The organism is Bacillus cereus group sp. BfR-BA-01381 (assembly GCF_022663555.1).
Taxonomy (GTDB): domain Bacteria; phylum Bacillota; class Bacilli; order Bacillales; family Bacillaceae_G; genus Bacillus_A; species Bacillus_A pacificus.
The window spans coordinates 21,891-46,464 of record NZ_JAKUFR010000008.1; the positions used below are offsets into that span (position 1 = coordinate 21,891).

Sequence of the window (24,574 nt, forward strand, 5' to 3'; positions counted from 1 at the left end):
TTATATTCCTTATGGGTTTTTGATAATATGTGAAATTTTATTTTTCATTCAAATAAGGCCGAACATATTGTAATCTTTTTAATTTTTAGGAGGCATTACCATGACATTAACAGGTAAAGTAAAATGGTTTAACAGCGAAAAAGGTTTCGGTTTCATCGAAGTTGAAGGTGGCAACGACGTATTCGTTCACTTCTCAGCTATCACTGGCGACGGCTTCAAATCTCTTGACGAAGGTCAAGAAGTTAGCTTCGAAGTTGAAGACGGTAACCGTGGACCTCAAGCTAAAAACGTTGTAAAGCTATAATTCAAACAATAAAAAGGTTGTTACCAGCACGGTTAACAACCTTTTTAATATATAACTAAAATTTTTTACATAAAAGGAGTGGTTACATGTATCGCAATCGAAAGAACGATGTAGCAGAAGTACCACCAGAACAAACCCCTGTCTGGGAATGTGAAGCAGAGGATTGTTTAGGATGGATGAGAAAGAACTTTTCATTTGAAGAAGAGCCTAAATGCCCTTTATGTAAAAGTAGCATGAAAAGCGGAGAACGTTTATTACCTAAGTTAGGTTAATTTTTACTTAACCCCTCTTATTTAAGAGGGGTTTTTTATTATAAATTTATAACTTCAACATCCGTTCGAACTATAGAATACAATAATGCATCATGTTGCTTATTTCCTTGATGAATATATCCACGTAATAACCCTTCTTTATGAAAGCCTATTTTAGATAACATTTTACAAGAAGTAACATTTTCAGGGTATGTAATAGCACCAATTCTAAATAAGCCTAAATCTTGAAATCCATAATGAATAATTTCCCTGGCTGCTTCTGACGCATAACCATTCCCCCAATAACGAGGATGTAAGTCATATCCAATTTCAGATCGTTTACTCCATAATTGTAAATTATTTAATCCAATTGTACCTATTAAAGCATTTGTTTCTTTTAATACAATCCCCCATCGTATTGCCTTTTTCTCAAAATAATTTTTTGAAAAAGATTCAATCATACGTGAAGCTTGTCCAAACTCCGTAAAAGAATTCATACCGTAAAAACACGTTACCTCATCCAATGAAAAGATTTCAAATATTTTTTGACAATAAGATTGTTCTATTTCAACTAAACGCAAACGTTCTGTTTCTAATATAGGAAATGCCATAGGATCACTCCTTTCTTTCTACTTATTCATTATAGCAGAAAACATATTTATAATTAGGAAAGTCCTCAATGTCTCATTAATCAAATATTTCAAGAGTAGCCTACCCTCTTAATTCAATACGAACTAAGAGTAACCCTTCTTGCTTTCACATGATGAGAAAAAATAAAGAGATGATCATAGTACACTGACCATCTCTTTATTCCATACTCACTTTTCCCTTCTAAAACAACACCCTACCCCATACATTTATGGTAAAATATAGTTGATACATTATTTTATTGTGGAGGTGTAAATTTCCTTTGTATATATTCATCAGCTTATCCCTCTTACTCATATTACTCATATTTTTATTTGCGAAAAAGTTCGCCCCAAACTCATTCATGATGACTAGTTTTAAAGGCAATAGCTTTAAAACATTTTCAATCAGCATTTTAATCGCCGCTACTCTTTCTCTTTCATATGGAATCTATCACGCAGCAACATATCAACCTAAACATTTAGATATCACACTTCAAAATCAAAACTTTACTGTTTTCGGTAATGTTGGAGAGCTTGGATATTTCTCAGAAGAATTACTAAAAAAAGATACAGAAGTTAAGCTACATTTTGCCTCTTGGAAACAAATGCAATTAAATAATCCAGAAATAATAGTAAACTATCCTTCTGGTAAACAGGAAACATGGAAACCGAACATTACATTAATTCCTGCCAATAAATTAAAAGAGAAACATGGTATAAAAGAGCTTTATCAACTCTCATCATATTCATTTAAAGAATCCGGTAACATAACATTAACGATTACTGAGAATCATAAAACGAATCAAAAGATCTCAATTCAAGTAAAATAAATAAAATGTCCCTCCAATATAACGGAGGGACATTTTATTTATATATGCTATATTAATTTGTCGGTTCATTTAATGTTGCAATTAGCTTATTTGCAGTGTTCTTTCCATTTCCAATACACGCACCAATGCCGACACCGTAATATGAGGCACCCGCTAAGTATACATTAGGATATAGATCCTTCATTTTTTCTTGTAATGTTTGAACTGCTTGATTATGTTCTAAATGATATTTCGGCATTAAATCTTTCCATTTTGTCACTTCAACTACTTCTGGTTCACCTTTAATTCTGAGACTCTTTTCAATATCATATAAAGCGACTCGTACTAGTTCTTCTTCATTATAATTTTTAATCGTTTCATATACTGGGTTAGTGCTCTTATAAAACATTCTCACTAATAGCTTTTGGTTTCCAGATGTATGTTTCCACTTCCGACTTGTCCATGTACAAGCATCACAATGTAAATCACTGTTTTCTGTTACGATAAATCCTGTGCCGTCCGCTGGTAATTGTTCATCTAGTATATCAAATCCTAAGTAAATACTTATAAGTGATGAATTTTTAAATGTATGAAACTGCTCGTTTAACTCATTAGACTGTAATAAAGTTTCTGCGATATCATGCGGAGCTGCTAAAACAACATAATCAGCTTGGATTGATTCTTGATTTGCAAAGGAGACTTCATAACGATTACCTTGTTTACTTACAGCTGTCGTTACAACACCCTTCTTAACAACCGTCTCAGTCAGCACTTCTTCTAAACGATCAATAATCGTAGATAATCCACCTTTAAATGATACGAACTTTTTATTTCCTGCTGATTGAAACTGTTTTTTATTCTCTTCAAAACCTTTAATAATACTTCCATATTTATTTTTATAATTCAGTAAATACGGTAGTGTAGACGCCATAGTAAGCTCATTCAATTTTCCGGAATATACACCTGAAAGCACCGGAGCAATTTGTCTTTCTACTAACTCTTTCCCTAAAAAGCTTTCTAAAAATACAGCAAGAGAAGTATCCTTCGTAAACTCTTTATTTTTCGTTATGAAATCTTTTAAAGCAACAATTTTCCCTTTCGTTGATACTAGCGTACTGCTAAACAACGACTGGACACTCATCGGTATCCCAAATATAGTATCAGAAGGAATTGGATGTAAAGTATTATCAGAATATATGTAAGAAATACCCGTTTCGTTATACACCATTTCTTCTTCTAAATTTAAATCCTTTATAAGCGGCATGACATGTTCATTACGAGCAACGATAGAATCTGCTCCGGATTCCATAATAAAATCCTTTTCTTCTACACTATGGATTTTACCACCTAGGTACTCTTCTTTTTCTACAAGAATTAAATTCAAATCTATACTATAATCCTTTTTTAATTTTTCTAAATAAAACATAGTAGAAAGTCCTGTTATACCTCCACCGATAACAACAACTGTTTTCATATGTATTGCGCTCCTAACCGATACAATTAATAATTCCTTTATTATTATACCCAAAAATCCTTATATTCGACTAGCAACTTGCGCATTCTGTAAGAAATTAGACAATATATCCGAATAAATTTTCGGTTGATTATTATGCACTAAATGACCAGCAAACGGAATAACGGCAATATGAATATTTCCGTTTAATTGTTTGAACGTTGTAGCAGCTGTAACTTCATCTTCTGAATCTCCCCCAGCAATACAAAGTGTAGGTATTTGAAGATTCACTACATCACCAGTTTCATCGAAAGGGTACCAATCTTTAACTTGCCACGATTCAAGCAATGCTTTCCAATCACTTTTTTCATGAATTTGATTCATATACGTTACAACTTCTTCATTTTTCATCAATTGCTGATGACACTTCGCTTCATACTCCAATGACTCTTCCCAATTATCCCTCTTAACTGGAAATATACCTGAAAAAGTTAATGTTCTCACTTTCTCTGGATACTTTTTTGCAAATAATAAAGCGACTAATCCTCCTAGTGAAACACCAGCTATATGACATCTATCAATTTGTAAATGCTCTAACGTATCACGCAAATCCTTAACAGAACGTAGGAAATAATTCTCCAATGTCCCCCCTGATCTTCCATGCCCTCTTAAATCAGGGCGAATGGCTTGATAATTTTGTTCTCCAAAAAGTGCTGCCTGCTCTTCATATTCTACTAAACCTGTCATACCTCCAGAGTGTAAAAGTATAATTGGTTCTCCTTCACCCGAAATGTGTGTATGTAATATCATATATTCCCCTCCGACAAAACAGAATATTCCATCTATTATCAGTATATAGAATATACATCTGAATTTCCAAATAAAAAAGAACTATAACATTTTCACATCATGTCATAGTTCTTCCTATTTTAAAAACATAAAGTAATTAATCAATTTGTCTATTTCTTGACTTAATGCCAATACTTTTTCATGTTGAATTCCGTAATCCGATACTAAATATAAAAGTTCTTCTTTCTTTATTTCAATTACTTTTTCCAATTTTACTAATTCCATGTCTTTTTACTTCTCTCTCCAATACTAAAATGTATGTATTTTAGTATAGCCTATTTACATAATTAGTAAAAGCAAAATACGTATGTAAAATCTTACAAATATAAAAACAATATACTATAACAAAGAATTTTTCAAAAAAGCATGACATTATACTGTCATGCTTTCACTATCCATTATGTACGATTAAACCGTCAGGTCTAAAACGACTCATCATAATTTCATTAATAAACTTTCCGTGAGCCTTCAAATTCCCTATCTTTACTCCCTCTTCTACAAATCCGAATTTTTCATATAGAGATTTCGCTTTCGGATTCGTTTCTAAAACACCTAGTTCTACTCTCTCTAACATTAACCAATTATCAGCCAAATCAAGTATTTTTGTAAGAAGAGCTTTTCCAATGCCTTTATTATGATATTCACTATCTACCCCGATAAACAAATCACCCGAATGAGATCTACGTCCAGGACTTTGGGTTAGCCCAACAAATCCTACAACTTCCCCATCATACTCTGCAACAAATTCAAATTGATTTGAAGCTAAATTTCGAATTCTATTTTCCATCGCATCTACACGCATGCTAGGTAAGAAAACCATATAAGGTAAAACGTCATCTTGTATGCATATACGGTGAATCGCTCTAGCATCTTGTATTTCTACCGCTCTTACTTTGATCGTCATATTTTCTTCCCTCCATATTCATAACAATACTATTTTCTATCCTCCTGCATGAACCCCCTTCTCTCCTTTATTTCTTTATGTTATTTTTACATAATTATTTCGGTATAATATTAGATTTTCGAACAACTTATCTACATTATATACCGGTTAAATTTTTACTTTATTATATAACGCAAGCAGTTTTTCAATTGGAATACCATTTATTTTCATACCGGTTATATCACAATTTTCTATTTCCATATTTTTTAGATTACTATTACTTATCGTACTACCTTCTAAATCACATCTATTAAATGAAATAGGATAATTATCTTCTCCAAGACTTGTATTGTTGAATTGCACTCCACCTAATGTCACCAAATTAAATTTACTACCGGAAAGATTTAAATCTGCAAATAAAGATCTTTTAAAGTTTATATTTCTAAACTTAGATTGACTTACATTACAATTACTCATATTCATATGCATTATATTACTACCAACAAATGCACTATTTTTTAAATTTACTTGATAATATTCTGTATTAACCAAATTACAGTTTTCGTATTGGCTATTTTTCATATCTTTATTTTTAAATACAGTTTCTTTGTTTGAGCTCGTCCCTATTCTTTTCACGTAACAATACTCATCTTCTGATTCAAAAATTGTTTGGTAGCCCATCTTTTTATAAAAATGGTGATTATTAATTTGTCTACTCGATGTTTCGAGATCCCAAATCCTTATACTTGGATATTCCGCTTCTATTAATTTAATAACATTTGATCCAATTCCTTTTCCTTGATAAACAGGCTCTACAAAAATACGATCAATTCGGCCATATGATTTACCTGAGATCGTAACTATAATTCCCCCGATTATTTTTCCATCCATTATCACTTTGTAACAATCCAATTCTTCAATTGAATATCTCATCATTTCTACTGAAGAATAACCTGGTGGTTGGATGTTATAGTCAATAACATTACCTTGACCACATAGCCATCGTTTTGCTTCTTCATCAAATGTTCTTGTCATTATTTCTGTTAATTTTTCAGCATCTACAATAGTCGCTTTTTCTATAGATATTATTGTCATTTTTGTTTTCCCCTTTATTATTACAAGATAATAACCTTTGCGAACAAAATAATTATCAATTCACTTTTGTTTTTAATGTTTTTCCCATTATTATATATGGAACATCATTTTTACTTGGATGGAATGGCTCCAATATATTTACCCACTCTAATCTTTCATATAACGAACGCGCTTTTTCATTATTTATTTGCGTTGTTAAAACACTCGTTCTATTTGAAATCCCTTTTAGTAATTCATTATGTAATTTTGTTCCAAGACCTTCATTTTGATATTGTGGATGAACTGCTAACTCTACAAATTCAAAACAATCTTGTAACCACTCTTCTACTTGCTCTAGATTCAACGCTTCTCTCATTAATTGATTATAGTACTGTCCTTCTAATGAGCGATAACCATAAGTAAAACCAACCACTTCATTTTCATCATTTATTGCTACTATACCTTTAAAATCTGTATATTCTACATGTCTTTTCATTCGCTCAATCATTTCATTGAAATTTGTTTTCTCTAATGCTTTACAATATAACTGTGCCATATTATTGATTAAAACCTCATCATTTTCAATACGTAAAAATTCCATTCTACTTTCCCCTCCTATTAAAACCGATAAATCATTCAACTTTTGTATTTATTTAAAAATAGAGAAACTTCAAACTATTAATCTCTCTTCTATTAAACTACGAATACATCTATATTTTCCACCAAAAAAAATAATATACATGTATAAAAAGAAAAACATCTGTAAAATATACAGATGCTCTTCTTTTTATTTTCTACTTTATCTATTAAATATCAAAACTTATTCTCATTAAAAAATAATAATTACTTAAGCCATTTGTTACAATTACTAATTAGTTGCTGTAAATCCTCTAGGAATCGACTTGCATGATACCCATCACAAACCGAATGATGTACTTGCAATGAAACTGGTAACATAACCTTATTCTCTTCGTTAAAATATTTCCCACAAGTTATAATTGGTAATAGAAAATCACCCTCATTATTAATATTTAGATTAAATCCAGTAAAACTAGCCCAAGGTATGCTAGAAATCGGAAAAACATTGGGAGGAATGTTTTCTTTCGTGAAGAGACCATGAACATTAATATACAACCTCATATCCTCTTCATAGTTTTTATAGAAAATGTGAAAATCACTAGAATAATCCGTCCATATACTTGAAAAAGATTTATCATCTTTATGAAAGATTGTATAACTTGGGATCATTTCCTCCCAATATCCTAAAGCTCCTTCATCATTAAAAGATGTTCGAAATTCTTTATGATTATTTACTACTTTAGAAATTAAGTATATAAAAACGGGATAAAATTTTATTCCCTTTTGATGTAATTCCTTTAATAACCTTGTGATATCAACATTCACAGTCATACTAAATGTACATTTCAACTTTAGATAATGTTCAAAATACTGCTCTCTATTCCAGTTTTCTCTGTCAATTATATGAAACCTCATTTTAATAGCCTCCTAAAATGTCATTTTATTTTAGAAGGCTAACTTTCTTGTTTTCACCACACCTATTCACTCCTTACAATTTAAATTTATCCTCAAGTTTTTATTTAATTATATAACGTCTGCAAAAATCTATTCACATATTTCTTGAAATCCAACCACATACTATAAATAAATCAAATGAAATTTGGAGGATTCATACATGAATAACAAAAATATAAATAAAAAAGAAAATATTATCGAAAACGCTACATCTATTCAAAATAATAATACTGCAAATCTTACTATCGAAGAACAAGCAATGAACGGCTTATATGGAATGCCAGAAACTGCTATTGAAGATGCTGATCATACTACATCTGATGATTTGACTTCAAAAAATTAATTACATTGAAAAAAGCCAAGGAAAATATCCTTGGCTTTTTCAACTATGCATCCACTTTTTGTATCTCTTCACTCTTTCTCGAAAGTTTCCCTGGCCAAAAAGCAAAGCGACCTAAAACAACTGTTATTGCTGGTACAAGTAATGGTCTTACAATAAACGTATCTAGTAATACACCAATTGCAGTTACAATACCAAATTGAACAAGAACTTGAATTGGAAGTGTACCTAATACCGCAAAAGTTCCTGCTAAAATTAAACCTGCTGATGTAATGACACTACCTGTTTGTATAACCCCATTTTTTACTGCATCCAAATGATTTTGTGTCTTTCTGTTTTTCCATATTTCTGAAACCATAAAGATATTATAATCTTCACCTAAAGCAACTAAAAATACAAATGCATATAACGGTATTGCGCCTTGAATGGCCGGTGCTCCCATACCGAAGTGAAGTAATATCCATCCTGCTCCTAATGCAGAGAAAAATGATAATACAACAGTTACAATTAAATAAATCATCGCAACAATCGATCGTAAGTAAACAAGTAATAGTAAAGCTATAATACTAATCATTACTGGAATGATAACTGCTTCATCACGTTCCGTAATTTGCTTAGTATCATATAATGACGCTGTTTCTCCGCCAATCCATAGTTGTTCTTCTGCATTACTAACCCCAGCATTTTTTAATACTTTTTCTACACTGTTTTTCAATTTAGGAATTTGATCTAACGCTTCAATGGAGTATGGATTTTCAGCTAAAGAAACCTCATACATTTTAATTTGCTTATTTTCTTTCCCCTCTTTTGGATCTTTCACTGTTTTTACGAAAGAAAACTTCTCGAGTTCTTGTTTAATAGGAAGCTCTTTTCCTTTCGTATCAACAACAACTTTTACTGGCGCTAATTCACCAGCTGAAAAATGATCACTAATTAACGTAAACCCTTCGCGTGAAGGCATATCTTTTGGAAACGATTCTAATAGGTCATATGTGTATTGAATACGTGGTACATATGAAGCCAATCCACCTAATACAAATACAGTGAGCATAATGATTGTCCACGGTCTTCGTACTACCACATCTCCAAGTTTTTTACTAAAGGCGCCTTTTGATTTTTTAACTTTTACGACTCTCTTTTTCTTTCTTGTAAATTCCTCATTCATCGAAGCGGTTCTCGGTATAAACGGGAAGAATGCAGCTCTACCGAAAATTAATAATAACGCTGGTAAAATTGTTAAAGCAGCAATTCCCATTATGAATACAGCAACACTAAATGGCACTGCAAATCGATGAAAGGCACCATAATGAGCAAGTAATAATGTTCCTAACCCAAGTACAACAGTTAACGCACTCATTATTATTGCCCCGCCAGAAGCTTTAATTGCAAGTTGTAGCGCCTTATACTTACTTTCTTCTTCTAGCAAGTATTCTCGATATCTCGAAATTAAAAATAGACAATAATCCGTCCCAGCACCAAACAATAGTACAGTCATAATTGATATCGCCTGTGCATCTACTTTAATCCATCCGTGATCAGCTAAAAAACCAAGTGTCGGACTAATAATACCGTATGCAAAGCCAACAACAAGTAAAGGTAAAATTGCTAAAATTGGTGAACGGTACAGTAAAATTAATAGAACCAATACGAGTAATACAGTAGCAACTAACAATTTCACATCTGCTTGACTAAATAAACTAACTGCATCTGTTTGAATACCTACAGGTCCAGATAATCGAACATGTAAACCAGAGTCACTTATTTTTTGTTTGAATGGATCTTCATCGACCTTACTATTCACTATCTTTCTTAAATCTTCAAGATTTCCTTTTAATATATCTGTTCCAGCCGATTTATTAAAGAATACTGGTGTAACAAATGAGGTACCATCTTGTGATGCACTTTTTGATAATACTTGTTCCGGGATGGTATCAAATGGTGGTAACGTTGATTGTTCCTTTAAAGGACTAGCTTTTAACTCTTTATAAACGTCTTGTATCAGTTTATAATCTTGTGACTGTAATCCACCATCCCTATACCATACTACTAACAAAGGATTCCCCGCATTATTCGGAAACTCTTTTTTCATAAGTGCTTCCGCTTGCTGTGACATAGCTGTTTCAGGTAAATTTTTCGGATTCGGTTCTTTCGTACTGTTTACTTGTGGTAACGTAAATGAAAGTACTAATGTAATAAGAATCCATACCGATAAAGTTATCCATTGCGTATGCTTCCCTGCTACAAGCCTCCCTAACATATGTAACGGGTGCTTTTTCATAAAAACCCACCTTCCTTTTCTCTTCCACTATTAATTATATATACTGGTCGGTTAATTAATCAAGAATGAATAAAAATTTGTGTTATAATTATCTCAACAATACATGTCAGGAGCGAATAGATTTGGAACAAAAACAACGTCCTCTTGGAAGGCCTCGTCAAAATAAAAATACAAAATCCACAAAAGAAACCATTTTGGAAGTGGCAACTCGGCTATTTCTTACTCAAAATTATCAAGTCGTTTCCATGGATGAAGTCGCAAAAGTTTGTGGTGTTACGAAAGCAACCGTCTACTATTACTATTCAACAAAAGCAGATTTATTTACCGCTACTATGATTCAAATGATGGTACGTATACGAGAAAATATGTCTCAAATCCTTTCTACAAATAAGACTTTAAAAGAAAGATTATTGGACTTCGCTAAAATCTACTTACACGCAACGATGGATATTGATATGAAGAATTTTATGAAAGATGCAAAACTATCTTTATCTGAAGAACAATTGAAACAATTAAAAAATGCTGAAGACAACATGTATGAAGTATTAGAAAAAGCACTCGATAATGCAATGCAACTTGGAGAAATACCGAAAGGAAATGCTACATTTACTGCTCATGCATTCGTATCTTTATTATCAATTGGAAATTTTAAAGATGAAAATGACAATCCTATTCTTACAAATATAGATGAATTAGCACAAGAAATCGTTTCTTTTTATTGGAACGGATTAGGTCATTCATATTAAACAGATTTCCTTTAATAAAAAAGCATGTTTGAATTTTTTTCAAACATGCCCTTTTATATACTAATAATCAGATTATACTTTAGCATTAATTAACAAATTCAAAAATTATCTTCATCTTCTATAATTTTTGAATTTGTTCATATATATTCTCCTTACATAATCCCCCGTGATAACAAACTACCGTTTTAATTTCTAAATTTAAATACTTCTTCAAAGACTGCTGCGCTTCTTTAATATTTAAAGTTGTTGGGGCGTGAATTCCTCCTAACTTTCCATTCACACTATACAGCGAGTCTCCTGCAATAAGAGTTTTACTTTGTTTCAAATATAAACTAATATGCCCCGGAGTATGCCCTGGAGTATGTAGAATTAGTATCCCACCGCAATATGGAAGTTCTTGCCCGTCAATCACAGTATCACTTACTTTTCCACTTGGTGGACTCTTTATTTGTCCATCTTTCAATAAAGGAAACTCCCCTTCAATATATGGTTTATCTAGCTCGTGTGCATAAACTTTAATATCGTTTACACCTTTCTCCAATAATTCAGGCAGGCTACCTATATGATCTATATCCTGATGCGTTAAAATCACAACTTTTAGCTTATCAAAAGATACCCCAACTCTCTCCATCTCTACTTGAATATCTTCAAATTGTCCAGGGAAACCAGTATCTATTAAAACTGCCATTTCATCATCCCATAAAAGAATTGGGTGAATTATAAATTCTTGAAACTCAAGTTGTAACATTTCTACTCCTTTAGCAATCTCCATACAATAACTCTCCTTTATACTGCAGTTTGAAAATATGTACGAGTAAACTGAAAATATAAAGCGCCGCTATCTCATAATATGTTTTGTCATCCCAATAGAGAATGCTTCAAACCCTATAGATTCATAATAAGATTGCAATTTTTCCACACACATAAGTTGCGGGATAACCTTGTTTTGTTCACAGTGATGGATTAATCGTTTCACTATTTCTTTTCCAATACCAATATACTGATACTCTGGCATTACACAAACACCACAAATAATGCCCGTAATTATACCATCTGATATAATACGCCCCATACCAATTAATTGTTGCTCTTTAAATGCATATATTACATACCAACTTTGTTTACACATTTGTTCCAATTCATCCACCGTTAATTTAAGAGAATTCCATCCTAAAGATTCGTATAAGGCTAATAATCCATTAAAATCTGTGGGAGGTTCACTTGTGTAGCGTATACTATTTTCCATGTAAATACTCCCTATTCTATAGTTTGTTAATGTTTCATAAAATTCCCCTAATGAAAATTGCGATTGACGTGAAAATAACTAGAACAAACTTCAATAAGAAAGATAGAATTCCTTCTCAACATAAAATAAAAAGAAGTTATCTCACTTGAAATAACTTCTTTTATATAAGACTCTCATTATATTATTAACCAAAAATTATACAACTACATACGATAAGCACAAACACAACTAACAAACCATTTGAGAAATAACCCATAGAATACTACCCCTTTATTAAATTATGTAAAAGATTTTATCATAAAATGATTTACAACATAATAACTGAAAAAGACATTGTATTCATTAGTTACGTATGTTTAGTAATATTTTATATTCGGTTATATTCTCCTTGCCTAAAACCACTTATCGCCCCCTCATAATTCAGTCCACATAACTTTTAAAAAACAGTTATTAGTAAACCTTTATTTACTATAAAGAGTAATTTAAATTGAATTATAGTTAATTTAGTAATAAAATAATTACTAAACTCATAAAGGAATCAAAAACAATGACCCAAAACGAATTATTAAACGAATACATGAATTTATTATTAAATATGTCAGGTACTTTTAAATTACTATCGGAGAAATCCTCAGAATTTACACATTTAGAACAACACGTAGTAGAGTATATCGCCCAGCAAAAGGTGCCTGTAAACTTAAAAATGATTGCTAGTTATTTAAACATCCCTAAACAACAATTAAGTGTAACAGTGCGTAACTTAGAACAAAACGGATACATCATAAAAAAGCAAGATATGGTAGACAAAAGAGCTATATTAATCTCTCTAACAGAAAAAGCTGAAAAAGTACATTATGAAAGATGGAAACAAATATATAATAATTTCACAGTAAATCTCGAAAAGTTATCTGAAGAAGATAGGCGGGATTTAACTTATGGACTATATAAAACAAATACAATGCTCTCAAAAATGTTAAATAACAACTAAATATATTGTTTATTACTAAACGGAGGTTGTTTCATGGTTAAAGAATTAGATTTACAATCCGTACAAGGTACGATGCTTATTCCACTATGGGGAAGAGCATATGGCAGTGAGAAAAATAAGGATATTTTAGATGATATAGAGGCTATTCGAATTATTAAAGAATGTGATTTTGACTTCTCAACAATAGAAAATACATTTGGAGAATACGGATGTATCACATACATTACCCGTGCACGAAAAATTGACGATACGATAAAACAATTTATAATAAAACACCCGAAAGCTACTATTGTAAACATCGGTTCCGGACTAGACACTACTTTTTCAAGAATCGATAACGGTACAATACATTGGTACAACCTTGATTTGCCCGATGCAATCTCTTTTCGCAAAACTTTAATTGATGATACACCAAGGAATACTAGTATAGCTAAATCATTTTTTGATACTTCTTGGTTTGATGATATAAAATATAATCAAAATGACGGCATTCTTTTCATATCAGCAGGTGTGTTTTATTACTTTAAAGAAGAAGATTTAAAAAAGATCGTAGTCGCTATGTCAAAACGTTTCCCTGAAGGAGAATTATATTTTGACGCTGAATCAAAGTTCGCACTGAATATTTCGAATACTACTGTAAAGAAATCCGGTAATAATGGTGCTATGATGTATTTTTACGTAAACAATCCAAAATCAATAGAAAAATGGTCCTCTACAATAAAAGTATTAAGCTACTCCCCTTTCTTTAAAAATATACCTACAAATAAAGGTTGGGATGGAAGTACGCGTATAATGATACGAATTGTAAACTTAATAAAGATGTTGAAGTTTGTTCATTTGCGGTTTGAGAAGTAACATATTAATACCTTATATAGTCGACTCCCCCACTTAGTACCTCTTAACGAGCTTAATTGAGTGGGGGCTTTTCTTAGTTCAAAGTTCCTTATAACTACCAACGAATTTGTCATAGAAAGGCTGAGCTAATTTTCTTTGTAACATGTTCCGCGAACTTCATCGCTTCTAACTAAAATATCTTTGCATTATGGTACACACACATACACCACTACTCCTTGCTTTTTATTGTACAAAAACTAGAAGGCTTCCCTCTCTCTTTTCATCCCTTACATGAAAATCAGCACTACCTATTTCCATTCTAAAGGGATTTTTTAATTATAGGATATAAAATCAAAAAAGATTAATATATGATAAAATAGATATGAAAACTTTACACTTTACTTTCAACAATAAGGAGGCCTGATCATGAAGGCGAATCTAGGAACAATAAAAGAACACTTAAACAGTGAGGAAGATATTCTTTCTACTCTCTACTGCGTAATACATTTTGGCTATATGAGCAGATCTGGTATTTTAGCTGCTACAAATAAAAAATTATTGTTCTGCTCTGATGCCATGTTTGGAAAAGGACTAAAATGGGAATTCGAATACACTAAAATAGAAGATTTCAGTCATACGGATGGAGTTGTATTAGAGATGTCTGCGATCCCCTTTATCAAAAAAATAACTATGAACCATGGAGACGATTTTATTGTATTTGACAATTTTTCAAGCCCTCAAAACGTACAATCCTTTTTTGATTTGGTTCAATCCAAACAATAATCCTATCAATGCACATATTCTTATATATATTATATTCCTTGCCACGGTATAGCTTATAGAAACGTAAAAAGAAGGTTGCATTTGCAACCCTCTTTTTACATACCACAGAGTATATTTACATTATTAAATTTTTATAATCGAATAAATTGAATCATTTTACACTACTTTTACAACTTTATTCTTCAAAACAAACTTTCCAAATAAAAAACGCACAAGCGGCCCCATAATAATTAATTGCAATGGATACGCCATAATGAAGTTTTTAATAAAAATTGAGAAATACATTGAAACGAATGAGTCACCATGTAGTCCATTATGTAAATACATCATAGCCATACCGAAAAATGACATAAAGAAAACCATTCCGATTACCATAGTTGTCGCCATCGCAACTATAATATTTATTTTCTTCGATTTATCAAACGGCAACATGAATACAATTTTTTTCGCACAAGGTCCAACAATACTTATTTCAATTAATAGTGCAATAATGAATCCGATTAATAGTTCTAATGCAATCTCCTTAATATGAATTGGCCCTCCTGATCCATTCATTAGTAAATTGTAAAACGTCATTACGATAACCATCCCAAGGCACATCATCATACCAAATTGGAGGTTTTCTTTTCTTGTTGTTGGCAAAATTCATCATCCTTTCTCTTTGAGTCTTTGTCATTATATCGATATTGGAAACCTCTTCGTAAGTGAACATTTTGTGAACAAATTTAAACCGTTTTCATATATTTTCTTTACTTTCAACTCAAATTCTTACTTTTACTTATAAAGGTTTTATATATTTCAATGTTGAATTACTAAATTTAAACATTACTACTAGGAGGAGAAACATGAATGAACAAGGATTTTTCGTATATCATATCGTAACAAGGAAAAAAATGAAGATCGGACAAAGCATTCAATTTAATAAAAATCAAACTAATACGCTATTCCACTTCTTTTTTGAAAGAGAACATTTGAATTCTAGTGGTGAAGATTCTATACAAATTTTAAAAGAACATTATACAAATGAAGAATTACATATAAAGAATGAAAATGCTACAGTAGTTATGAATTACATGGATCAAACAATTAGAGCCATTAGAGAAACGATTGTGGAAATGGTTAGGCTGCAAGAATATCCTGATTATCCATCAAGGTTGTCTTGTTTATATGCCGCTAAAAGCTATGAAGATGCTTTAAAATGGAAAGCATTATTTGATTCTTACAATCGAGAAGTTTTGCAGATTGTTAAACTACGAGTAATCGGAAATTCTTTTGAAGGTGACGGGAATCTTTTACCGAAAGAAGATGCTATTCCTTTTTCTCAAAAAATAGAACAAGCTAGAGAATATTGGAAAGGAAATGTGAATAACAAACTCCCTGAGCTACTCATTAATGGCGAAATTGAAGTGGTCGAAATTATTGATGACTTTTCCTCAATTCATGTTTAATTTCTAACTAAATCAAATTGGATGGAGATTACAATGATGAAAAAAGTGTACTTCAATCATGATGGTGTTGTAGATGATTTAATTTCACTATTTTTATTACTTCAGATTTAACTATTGAAAAGAGTATTGAATTAAATTTCAATACTCTTTTTGTGCAATTTAATTATATTGGATTCATGTCGTGTCTTATTGATTATTCATTTCATAACCATTTACAAAAAACGTTATTGTTTCTAGTTCATCTTCATTTAATTCTCTATTTATGTCTCGTTTATACGCTTCCTTTATCTTCCCTTCATCGCCTTTATGTATTTCAGTATAAGTTCCTACTGTTTTTAACATACGAATCTCTTGTAAAAACTCCTCTCGATTTATCGCTTCCCCATGAGAGAGAATATATGTCTCAGCATCAAATTTTTCTAATTCATCTATTAATGCAAACGTTCTTTTCGTCGTATAGTTCCACTTCGAAGAAAAAATATCTGCATATATACAGTCTCCTAAAAACAATATCTTTTCTTCTTTTATGTACATAACAACTGAATCATGTGCATGATCTCCGCCCACATGTTTTAACACGCAGATCACCTCACCAAGGTCTAATTCAATTTGATCCTGGAACGTTAAGGATGGAAGAATAATTTTAATATTTCTCGCTTTTTCTTCAAACTCTTTTTTGATGCAATCCGCACAAAATGCAATTTCCGTACCCTCTTTTACGCGTGCGTCCAACGCTTCATCTGTCCATTCATAAGATACTATTGACTGCATTTCTTTTTTCGTTTCAGCGTGCGAAATAGTTAATGCATTCTGTAATATAGATAATCCAAAAATATGATCCCAATGCCAATGCGTTAGTGCTACAAAATCAGGATTCGATACATTTTGTTCTTTTAACATTTCTAAAAATAATTGTGCATGTTCCCCTGAATTCCCTGCATCGATCATTAACGTTTTTTCTTGTCCAACAACCATTCCTAATATAGGTCTATCTGTTTCAGAAACTGGTGTCATATACCAAAATGAGTTTCCTATTTTTTTAATTTGTTGCATTATTAACTCCTCCATTTATTGATAATCAGTTTAAACAAATTTATGTATGCCACTCGATAGGTTATAGCTAGTGTTATTGCGAAAAACGGGATAATAATCAAAGGACAGAATAGATTATCGTTTTAGTTCCAATTTTTTTCATTTCTATAATGCTCTCTTTCTATTGGTGATAATACTTTAGCAATGTTAGGACGTTTGAATGGAGATAATAAAATTTCATCAAAATAATCTTCTTTATAATACACATTCCAAGGTATAAGTCCGTAATACGCATTTGCTAACTCAAGAAGAGTACCATCACTATAACTCATCGAGCGAGCAACACCAAGTCCGCTATGTTGCCAAGGAATTTCATCTATATTAATTTTAATATCTATATTCCCTACTACCTTCCAATCCCCCTTATCTAATGAACTTGAAAGCAATGTTAATACAGAGATAAAAGGATGATTTGAAATCTTTGCTACAGTTGGGATAGTCTCCGTATTCAAATTAAATAATCCACAAACCGGACTACCATATGACTTTCGTAATACTTGCCCAAATGCATATGTATCATCTCTAAGATTCAATAAAAATATGTCCCCCACTTTCCACTTTTGCTTTTTAGGACGTTTGTGAGAAAGAAGTTTATGTTCAGCTTCTGTAATTTCTACTTCGGAAATCGTTTCATTTATTAATTCATTAATAATTACAGCAATCTTAAGTATAGTAAATGCATTAGTTGTACGAATTACTACCTCACTAGAATCTTGACTAAAATCAATACGCTTATATAAATCTTTTTCTATTTCATTTCTAAGTATTTTACGAAACTGTTTTAATGCATCATAGTTTTTTTCAACTTTTAATATCCCTGCCAAGTCCTCCGTAATAAAAAAGTATGAGGTTGTAGCATCTGGAAGAAAAATATTTATTTTACCTAATGAGACAATCATGTATAATTCACCCGCTCAAAAATAATAATTACTGATTTTCTTTAATACGTAGTACCTTCTTCTATCCATTTAAATATGCATCCCAATCATAGTCTTCAATTTTATGGAATCTACCTTCATCATTTCTTTCATATGCACATAAAGGTGGTTCCTCAAGAAATTTTAAAATAGAATCATCTATATTCAAAATGACTCCAATTGAAATAATTTGAAAGTTTTTAGGATTATTGACATAGTCATCACTTTCATAGCCACTTAAAATTGACCAACCAGAGTCGCCTTCTTCTCTCGAATCCTCCTTAAGCATAAAGTTAAATTCTCTTCTTTCAAGTACATCATTACTAACAATTACCTTCGTATCAAAATAAAAATCCCAATCTTTTGAAGATGGGTCGTTATATTCCGTATCACATATATTTTCAATTCCAAATGAAATTTTATCACCTATTTTTAAATCTAAGCGATATGGTTCATTGCTCAGTTCCCCTACAAACTTCTTCTCATTTCTTTCAATGATTTCAACCCACATTCTTTCACCATTAAATCCATCTTCTTCCTCATTTTTAGATACAAAAATTAGCTTTACCAAATCTCCAATCTTTAATTTCTCCAACACTTCTGAGCTAGGAAGATAGAATGTATAGGGCGCTTCTTTATTTATTTCATAAACATTATCTAAGTACCAAGACATCTTTTTCTCTCCTTAAAGGCTTTTTACACTCATACTTTTAAAATAATACTATTTTTTCTTCCGGCAAACTACTACCATAGAATAGCAATCTTCCCCTAACTCATTGCCTTCCCAATCATTATATAAATGTAATAATTCAAAACCATTCGCTACTAATAATCTTTCTAACTCCTGCGGGTACGTATAGCGAAGATCTATCGTTGTTTTCAGTTCTTCTACTAGTACATCGTCCTCATAAAACCTTCTTGTTGTTATGTAATGCTGTATTTGCTGAATTGAATCGTATATCATTTCAGTATATAAATCACATTTTCTTCCCTTTTCATCACTAATAGTTGTCCAATATTCTTCTGTAGATGGCTGTATTAATTCTTCTTTTGAAGGAAAACGTGTATCGAATATGAATATACCATTTTCAGCTAATACGTGATGAATAGATGTTAATAACTGATCTTGATCTGTATTCGTAAGGAAATGCTGGAATCCATGCCCCACCATAAATGCTAACGGAATTGTTTCATTCATGCTTAATTGTAAACAGTCTTGTTGTAACCATTTTACCTTCTTACAATCCGTGGTTTTTGTCTTTGCTTCAGCAAGCATGCCTTCATGTATATCTACACCAATCATTTGATATCCGTTTTCTATAAATGGAATTGTAATTCTTCCTGTTCCACAAGCAATATCTAGAATCCATTCATTTTGTATATGTAGTTTTTGTGCCCATGATAGTAAAAACGGAAAATCTGATAAACTTTTATTTTCTATATCATATCGTTTTGGATTTTCATATTCCGATAGACTCCACTTTGTTTGCAAAATTTACTCCCCATTTCATATTTCCACTTAAATTTAATATATAAATTATAACGAATTATTAGTTTTTTCTCTATAATCAAACACAATTACTTGGACTAATCTAACTCCCCTTTTCGTAAGCTAAAAATAAGGTGGAAGAATCGGAGTGTGATAATATGGAACGATTATGGATTCCAATGATTGTTACGTTTTTTTCATTTGGTGGATTACTATTAGGCGGTGCTGTTGGCATTGCTACACGCCAGCTAATTGAAGAAAAAATGCATCGTTTATATGCATTATGTGGTGGTATTTTGCTAGGACTCTTACTACTTGAAATTATTCCTGAAACATTTTCAAGCTATGAAATGATTGGACCTATACTTGGTATAGCTATTGGTATTTTAGTTATGAGCTTATTAGATAACTATTGTCACCATCCAATGATACATACAAAAGATCAACAAGCATGGCAAACCTTCCTTTTTCTGTCTTTCGCTATATTTATTCATAATATACCGAGTGGATTTGCACTTGGTACAGCTTTTATTAATCATGCTGACTCTGCCATACCTTTCTTAATAGCAATCGTCGTTCACCATATACCTGAAGGCTTAGCATTAATTATCCCCTTTCTTTTTACAAAGCATAAATATATTTCCTTTTTATTAACAACTTTATTACTTTCTCTTATTCTCGGTACTGGTACGGTTTTTGGTATTTTAATGGAAGGCAAAGCTCTACATTTACAAGGGCTCATTATGGGGAGTGCTATCGGTTCCCTTGGCTATGTTACAATTCATGAAATGCTTTGGAAGGCAAAGAAACAGCTTTCTTTCCTTACATTTTTAATGTGGGCAACTAGTGGATTTTTATTAATAACAGTATTTACACTATTTACTGGCCATCATTAAAGTTAAAAATATAATCATTTGTATATTTTTCCTGTTTCTCCAAAACATAATGTTATCTACCTACTATAAGGAGGAACAATTATGTTTGGGAAAACGGCCGGTGAAGCACTAGTTGATTTGTTAATTGACTGGGGAGTAGAACACATATACGGAATGCCTGGAGATTCTATCAACTCTATTATTGAAGCTTTAAGAAAAAAACAAGATAAAATCAAATTTATTCAAGTTCGCCACGAAGAGGCTGGCGCATTAGCAGCTGCTGCTTATGCGAAATTAACAGGGAAACTTGGTGTTTGTATGGCAATTGCAGGACCTGGAGCTATTCATTTATTAAATGGTTTATATGATGCAAAACTCGATAAAGCTCCTGTGCTAGCAATTTCAGGTCAAGTAGAAACAGATCTACTCGGGACGGATTTTTTCCAAGAAGTAAATTTAGAAAGAATGTTTGATGATGTTGCGGTTTATAACCAGCGCATTATGTCAGCAGAACAGCTACCTGCCGTCGTGAATCAAGCGATTCGAATGGCTTATACGAAAAAAGGGGTCTCTGTTCTTACAATTCCTGATGATGTTCCGAAATTCGAAGTAAAAAGTGGTGCTCGAGTTACAAATACTTCCTTTACATTACCTGATTTATTTCCTCAAGAAGAAGATTTAGATGCTGCAAAACTCGCAATTAATGAAGCGAAAAAGCCTGTTATTTTAGCTGGAAAAGGTACGAAACATGCGAGAGAATCTTTACTTGCATTGGCAGAACATATTGGTGCTCCAATCGTACTTACATTGCCAGCTAAAGGAATTATTCCTGATGAACACCCTCTTTGTATTGGTGGATTAGGATTAATTGGCACGAAACCTTCTTATGAAGCAATGAAGCATGCAGATACTTTAATTATGGTCGGTACTTCTTATCCGTTCACCGGCTTCTTACCTGAAAAAGCAAAAACAATTCATATCGATACAGATCCTGCCCAAATCGGGAAACGTTATGCGACAGATATTGGTTTAGCTGGTGATGCTGATAAAACATTACGATGGTTAATTGAAAATGTTGAAGAACACACAGACCATTCCTTCTTAGAATATCACCAAGAAATGATGAAAAAGTGGGAAGAAAAATTACACGATCAAGAAGAAGACTCTTCCATTCCAATTAAACCACAACGCGTTATGCATGCCCTGCAGCAAGTAGCACATGATGACGCAATTCTATCAGTCGATGTCGGAAATGTAACAGTATGGACCGCAAGGCACTTCCGTATGACAAACCAGCAATTTGTCATTTCTAGCTGGCTCGCAACACTTGGTTGCGGTTTACCTGGTGCTCTTGCAGGAAAAATTGCATTCCCGGATAAACAAGTATTTGCAGTTTGTGGTGACGGTGGTTTTGGAATGACAATGAACGACTTCGTAACAGCTGTTAAATATAAACTACCAATTGTTGTCGTCGTATTAAACAATAATAAAATTGCGATGATTAAATTCGAGCAAGAAGTCATGGGTAATATCGAATTCGAAACAGACTTAACGAACCCTGATTTTGCAAAATTTGCAGAGGCGTGTGGAGGTATTGGATACCGTGTTGAGAATTTAGATGAACTACTTCCCGCTTTCGAAAATGCAGTAAAACAAAATAAACCGTGTATTATTGATGTAGTTGTAGATGCTAACGAAGCACCAATGCCAGCAAAAATCACATTTGGTCAAGCCGCTGGTTATACGAAGCATATGATAAAAGAATTATTTGAAGAAGGTAAGATTGATTTACCACCACTATAAACAGAAAAAGATAGCTGAAAACAAGTTGTTTTCAGCTATCTTTTTATTTTTGTATCTCTCTATAAAAAGAAAAGTCATTCGTAGTTGGTTGTACTTGTTTCTCTACTTGCACTTCTCTACCTTTCCGCTCTGGCCTTCTCGCATTTCCTAACTTAATCGCATCTTGCATACTATTACTAACTAGATTTCCTGCGAGAATTGTCATACTATAAAAAGCAATCGGTATAAGTACAATCCATGTATGTGTAGTTAAATGGCGGAAGTTTTGACCAATTAGGCCAGTCCATTCTTTTGTTACACTATCTGGATCCATTCCACTGAAGGTTATTGTTCCGCCGAAAAATAATTGTAACAAACCAAGATGTAAAAGAAGTAATAACGTACTTACAAATTGTTGAGCTACTAATAAAAGAAATGGCGGTAACATATGAGGCCATATATGGCGCTTCAACCTCTGCCACTTACTACCGCCGAGCACAGTGGCTGCCAACATAAATTCTTCTTTCTTAATACGTTTTACTTCTTGCGCTACATACAACATTACTGTTGGTACAGCAAGACATACAAGAACTATAATTTGAAATGACACCCGCAAATATAACGGCACAACTTCTGCTCCACTATCAAACGTTAATACTTCATTTAACATAAAATAAGAAATCATAACCATCGGTACAATACTAAAAGGATCAAAAAAGGATGAAATAACTGGAAAAGAACGTTTACCATACATACCAAGAAGTAAACCAATTCCCCCTCCAACTATAACTCGTAAAATCGCTATAATTATACTCGCTCCAACTGTCCATTTTGCACCTTCTATTATTAATTGAACAAGGTCACGACCTTTCACATCACTTCCAAACCAAAATTTACTTGATGGCGAAAATGGTGCTGCCTCTAGTTCCCCTTTTTCGTTATACATCATCGTAAGTTCACGAATAGTCCCATCAAAAAACACTGTATATCCAATACTAACAATCATTAGTACACTCAAAAAAGTAATACCTATCCAAAATCTCACATCTCTTTTTACAACTTGCCACATGTTACATACGCTCCTTTATAACATTTTGTAAAAGCGTATGTAATATACGAAATAGTATAAAAAGCGGTACGTATAATATTACTAGACTCACCGTAAATATTTCTAATTTTGAATTTTCTTTCACAAAAACAAACATACCATATGTATTAAATATCCATTCAATAATATATAAATTGGAAAGCATAAATAAAATATTTGTTTTCGCGTAATAAATTGTCGTTAATAAAACATTTCTTGAAATATGATGTGTCAAAATATACCGTAAGCTTAGCCCTTTACTCTTGGCAAACAAACTATAATCTTTCTCTAATTCTTCTTTAAACCGTAATAACAACAGTTTAATAAACAATAATGTTGTTGGTATTGTAAGACATATAATTGGTAACAAACGTATCCTTTCTTCCCCTAATCCAGCCAGTTTTATCGGCATAAATCCTGTTTTTTGAAACATAATTACGACAAGAAGTTGCGATAATAAAATAAGTAATATATCTGGTATACTCTCAAGCGTAAGAAAAATCCCGTTCCACATTTTCTGTTTCATATGAGAACGCTGTAATACCCAAACGACAAGTATATACGCTATAAGCAACGAGAATAAAAAAGCTGAAAGAAATACAATCATCGTTTCAATATAATGAATCCATATTTGCGGAAATAATTTTCTTGAGTCTCGAAAACCATATGTTATTTCACCTGGTTGTAGTAACTTCCCTCCAAGAAATACAATCGTATTCCAAAAACCGATTAAATCAATTTGCAATCCCTTAAATAAACGCGGTAGTGCACCTAGGCAGAGTATACATAAGATTGCAGCTACTAGTTGTAAACAAGTAATCCCACACCACTTAACCATTCGCATCAACATAACAATTTCCCCTTACCACCCGATAGAATATTCA

The 24,574-nt window shown here is 32.2% G+C and carries 29 protein-coding genes and 1 pseudogene; 12 read left to right on the forward strand and 18 right to left on the reverse strand.

The window, feature by feature from the left end:
* The first annotated feature begins 100 nt into the window (after positions 1-100).
* On the forward strand, positions 101-304 hold the full coding sequence (cspD, locus tag MR079_RS04440) for a cold-shock protein CspD (protein WP_000176368.1): 204 nt from the start codon (positions 101-103) through the stop codon (positions 302-304).
* Between the two features lie 86 nt (positions 305-390).
* Positions 391-576 (forward strand): cold-shock protein, encoded by a 186-nt coding sequence (locus MR079_RS04445; RefSeq protein ID WP_000286198.1) that lies wholly within the window; start codon positions 391-393, stop codon positions 574-576.
* A 38-nt stretch (positions 577-614) separates the two neighbouring features.
* Here MR079_RS04445 and MR079_RS04450 read toward each other — a convergent pair whose 3' ends face one another.
* Positions 615-1,166 (reverse strand): GNAT family N-acetyltransferase, encoded by a 552-nt coding sequence (locus MR079_RS04450; RefSeq protein ID WP_000885372.1) that lies wholly within the window; start codon positions 1,164-1,166, stop codon positions 615-617.
* Between the two features lie 299 nt (positions 1,167-1,465).
* On the opposite strand from MR079_RS04450, the gene MR079_RS04455 reads away from it, so the two are divergent.
* The gene (locus tag MR079_RS04455) at positions 1,466-2,014 is read left to right on the forward strand and encodes a hypothetical protein (protein WP_046646963.1); all 549 of its coding nucleotides are present in this window, start codon (positions 1,466-1,468) and stop codon (positions 2,012-2,014) included.
* A gap of 52 nt (positions 2,015-2,066) precedes the next feature.
* Here MR079_RS04455 and MR079_RS04460 read toward each other — a convergent pair whose 3' ends face one another.
* From MR079_RS04460 to catA, 7 genes are all read right to left on the reverse strand, one after another.
* Complete coding sequence (locus tag MR079_RS04460) at positions 2,067-3,467, reverse strand: protoporphyrinogen oxidase (protein ID WP_242293608.1); 1,401 nt, start codon at positions 3,465-3,467, stop codon at positions 2,067-2,069.
* Between the two features lie 60 nt (positions 3,468-3,527).
* Complete coding sequence (locus MR079_RS04465) at positions 3,528-4,256, reverse strand: alpha/beta fold hydrolase (protein ID WP_242293609.1); 729 nt, start codon at positions 4,254-4,256, stop codon at positions 3,528-3,530.
* A 114-nt stretch (positions 4,257-4,370) separates the two neighbouring features.
* On the reverse strand, positions 4,371-4,520 hold the full coding sequence (locus MR079_RS04470; protein WP_000424361.1) for an aspartyl-phosphate phosphatase Spo0E family protein: 150 nt from the start codon (positions 4,518-4,520) through the stop codon (positions 4,371-4,373).
* Between the two features lie 166 nt (positions 4,521-4,686).
* Entirely contained in the window at positions 4,687-5,199 is a 513-nt protein-coding gene (locus MR079_RS04475; protein WP_242293610.1) for a GNAT family N-acetyltransferase, read from the reverse strand.
* 147 nt (positions 5,200-5,346) lie between these two features.
* A complete protein-coding gene (locus MR079_RS04480; RefSeq protein ID WP_242293611.1) occupies positions 5,347-6,273 on the reverse strand; it encodes a GNAT family N-acetyltransferase in 927 nt (308 codons plus the stop codon).
* 55 nt (positions 6,274-6,328) lie between these two features.
* Complete coding sequence (locus MR079_RS04485) at positions 6,329-6,853, reverse strand: GNAT family N-acetyltransferase (protein WP_139867160.1); 525 nt, start codon at positions 6,851-6,853, stop codon at positions 6,329-6,331.
* A gap of 242 nt (positions 6,854-7,095) precedes the next feature.
* The gene (gene catA / locus MR079_RS04490; protein ID WP_242293612.1) at positions 7,096-7,746 is read right to left on the reverse strand and encodes a type A chloramphenicol O-acetyltransferase; all 651 of its coding nucleotides are present in this window, start codon (positions 7,744-7,746) and stop codon (positions 7,096-7,098) included.
* A gap of 199 nt (positions 7,747-7,945) precedes the next feature.
* On the opposite strand from catA, the gene MR079_RS04495 reads away from it, so the two are divergent.
* Positions 7,946-8,128 (forward strand): DUF4021 domain-containing protein, encoded by a 183-nt coding sequence (locus MR079_RS04495; RefSeq protein ID WP_242293613.1) that lies wholly within the window; start codon positions 7,946-7,948, stop codon positions 8,126-8,128.
* A gap of 43 nt (positions 8,129-8,171) precedes the next feature.
* Here MR079_RS04495 and MR079_RS04500 read toward each other — a convergent pair whose 3' ends face one another.
* A complete protein-coding gene (locus tag MR079_RS04500; protein WP_242293614.1) occupies positions 8,172-10,403 on the reverse strand; it encodes an MMPL family transporter in 2,232 nt (743 codons plus the stop codon).
* Positions 10,404-10,525: 122 nt separating this feature from the next.
* Between MR079_RS04500 and MR079_RS04505 the strand changes: the two genes are divergently transcribed.
* Positions 10,526-11,149 carry a TetR/AcrR family transcriptional regulator gene (locus MR079_RS04505; RefSeq protein ID WP_242293615.1) on the forward strand — a complete coding sequence of 208 codons (624 nt, stop codon included), beginning with the start codon at positions 10,526-10,528 and terminating at the stop codon, positions 11,147-11,149.
* Positions 11,150-11,267: 118 nt separating this feature from the next.
* On the opposite strand, the gene MR079_RS04510 is transcribed toward MR079_RS04505, so the two are convergent.
* On the reverse strand, positions 11,268-11,921 hold the full coding sequence (locus MR079_RS04510; protein ID WP_139867170.1) for an MBL fold metallo-hydrolase: 654 nt from the start codon (positions 11,919-11,921) through the stop codon (positions 11,268-11,270).
* 66 nt (positions 11,922-11,987) lie between these two features.
* Positions 11,988-12,395 carry a GNAT family N-acetyltransferase gene (locus MR079_RS04515; RefSeq protein ID WP_139867172.1) on the reverse strand — a complete coding sequence of 136 codons (408 nt, stop codon included), beginning with the start codon at positions 12,393-12,395 and terminating at the stop codon, positions 11,988-11,990.
* A 547-nt stretch (positions 12,396-12,942) separates the two neighbouring features.
* On the opposite strand from MR079_RS04515, the gene MR079_RS04520 reads away from it, so the two are divergent.
* The 3 genes from MR079_RS04520 to MR079_RS04530 all read left to right on the forward strand — a co-directional run bounded on the left by MR079_RS04520 (position 12,943) and on the right by MR079_RS04530 (position 15,000).
* A complete protein-coding gene (locus MR079_RS04520) occupies positions 12,943-13,383 on the forward strand; it encodes a MarR family winged helix-turn-helix transcriptional regulator (protein ID WP_029438216.1) in 441 nt (146 codons plus the stop codon).
* 33 nt (positions 13,384-13,416) lie between these two features.
* On the forward strand, positions 13,417-14,238 hold the full coding sequence (locus MR079_RS04525; RefSeq protein ID WP_139867174.1) for a class I SAM-dependent methyltransferase: 822 nt from the start codon (positions 13,417-13,419) through the stop codon (positions 14,236-14,238).
* A gap of 405 nt (positions 14,239-14,643) precedes the next feature.
* Entirely contained in the window at positions 14,644-15,000 is a 357-nt protein-coding gene (locus tag MR079_RS04530; RefSeq protein WP_139867176.1) for a PH domain-containing protein, read from the forward strand.
* 156 nt (positions 15,001-15,156) lie between these two features.
* Here the strand turns inward: MR079_RS04530 and MR079_RS04535 are convergent, their stop codons facing one another.
* The gene (locus MR079_RS04535; protein ID WP_139867178.1) at positions 15,157-15,642 is read right to left on the reverse strand and encodes a DUF2798 domain-containing protein; all 486 of its coding nucleotides are present in this window, start codon (positions 15,640-15,642) and stop codon (positions 15,157-15,159) included.
* Positions 15,643-15,845: 203 nt separating this feature from the next.
* On the opposite strand from MR079_RS04535, the gene MR079_RS04540 reads away from it, so the two are divergent.
* Entirely contained in the window at positions 15,846-16,448 is a 603-nt protein-coding gene (locus MR079_RS04540) for a DUF2441 domain-containing protein (protein WP_139867180.1), read from the forward strand.
* A gap of 33 nt (positions 16,449-16,481) precedes the next feature.
* Positions 16,482-16,556: pseudogene (locus MR079_RS04545) on the forward strand (nucleoside hydrolase); the annotation flags it as partial.
* A gap of 78 nt (positions 16,557-16,634) precedes the next feature.
* On the opposite strand, the gene MR079_RS04550 reads toward MR079_RS04545, so the two are convergent.
* The 4 genes from MR079_RS04550 to MR079_RS04565 form a co-directional block, all read right to left on the reverse strand.
* Positions 16,635-17,501 (reverse strand): MBL fold metallo-hydrolase, encoded by an 867-nt coding sequence (locus MR079_RS04550; RefSeq protein WP_242293616.1) that lies wholly within the window; start codon positions 17,499-17,501, stop codon positions 16,635-16,637.
* Between the two features lie 122 nt (positions 17,502-17,623).
* The gene (locus tag MR079_RS04555; protein WP_139867184.1) at positions 17,624-18,439 is read right to left on the reverse strand and encodes an Imm26 family immunity protein; all 816 of its coding nucleotides are present in this window, start codon (positions 18,437-18,439) and stop codon (positions 17,624-17,626) included.
* 61 nt (positions 18,440-18,500) lie between these two features.
* A complete protein-coding gene (locus MR079_RS04560) occupies positions 18,501-19,130 on the reverse strand; it encodes an immunity protein Imm33 domain-containing protein (RefSeq protein ID WP_242293617.1) in 630 nt (209 codons plus the stop codon).
* 48 nt (positions 19,131-19,178) lie between these two features.
* On the reverse strand, positions 19,179-19,949 hold the full coding sequence (locus MR079_RS04565) for a class I SAM-dependent methyltransferase (RefSeq protein ID WP_242293618.1): 771 nt from the start codon (positions 19,947-19,949) through the stop codon (positions 19,179-19,181).
* Positions 19,950-20,104: 155 nt separating this feature from the next.
* Between MR079_RS04565 and MR079_RS04570 the strand changes: the two genes are divergently transcribed.
* Positions 20,105-20,842, forward strand: a complete 738-nt coding sequence (locus MR079_RS04570; RefSeq protein ID WP_242293619.1) for a ZIP family metal transporter — start codon at positions 20,105-20,107, stop codon at positions 20,840-20,842.
* Between the two features lie 81 nt (positions 20,843-20,923).
* Positions 20,924-22,624 (forward strand): pyruvate oxidase, encoded by a 1,701-nt coding sequence (locus tag MR079_RS04575; RefSeq protein ID WP_139867190.1) that lies wholly within the window; start codon positions 20,924-20,926, stop codon positions 22,622-22,624.
* A gap of 43 nt (positions 22,625-22,667) precedes the next feature.
* On the opposite strand, the gene MR079_RS04580 is transcribed toward MR079_RS04575, so the two are convergent.
* Together MR079_RS04580 and MR079_RS04585 are read right to left on the reverse strand one after the other, a co-directional pair.
* On the reverse strand, positions 22,668-23,672 hold the full coding sequence (locus MR079_RS04580; RefSeq protein ID WP_242293620.1) for an ABC transporter permease subunit: 1,005 nt from the start codon (positions 23,670-23,672) through the stop codon (positions 22,668-22,670).
* Position 23,673: 1 nt separating this feature from the next.
* The gene (locus MR079_RS04585) at positions 23,674-24,540 is read right to left on the reverse strand and encodes an ABC transporter permease subunit (protein ID WP_242293621.1); all 867 of its coding nucleotides are present in this window, start codon (positions 24,538-24,540) and stop codon (positions 23,674-23,676) included.
* Positions 24,541-24,574: the final 34 nt, after the last annotated feature.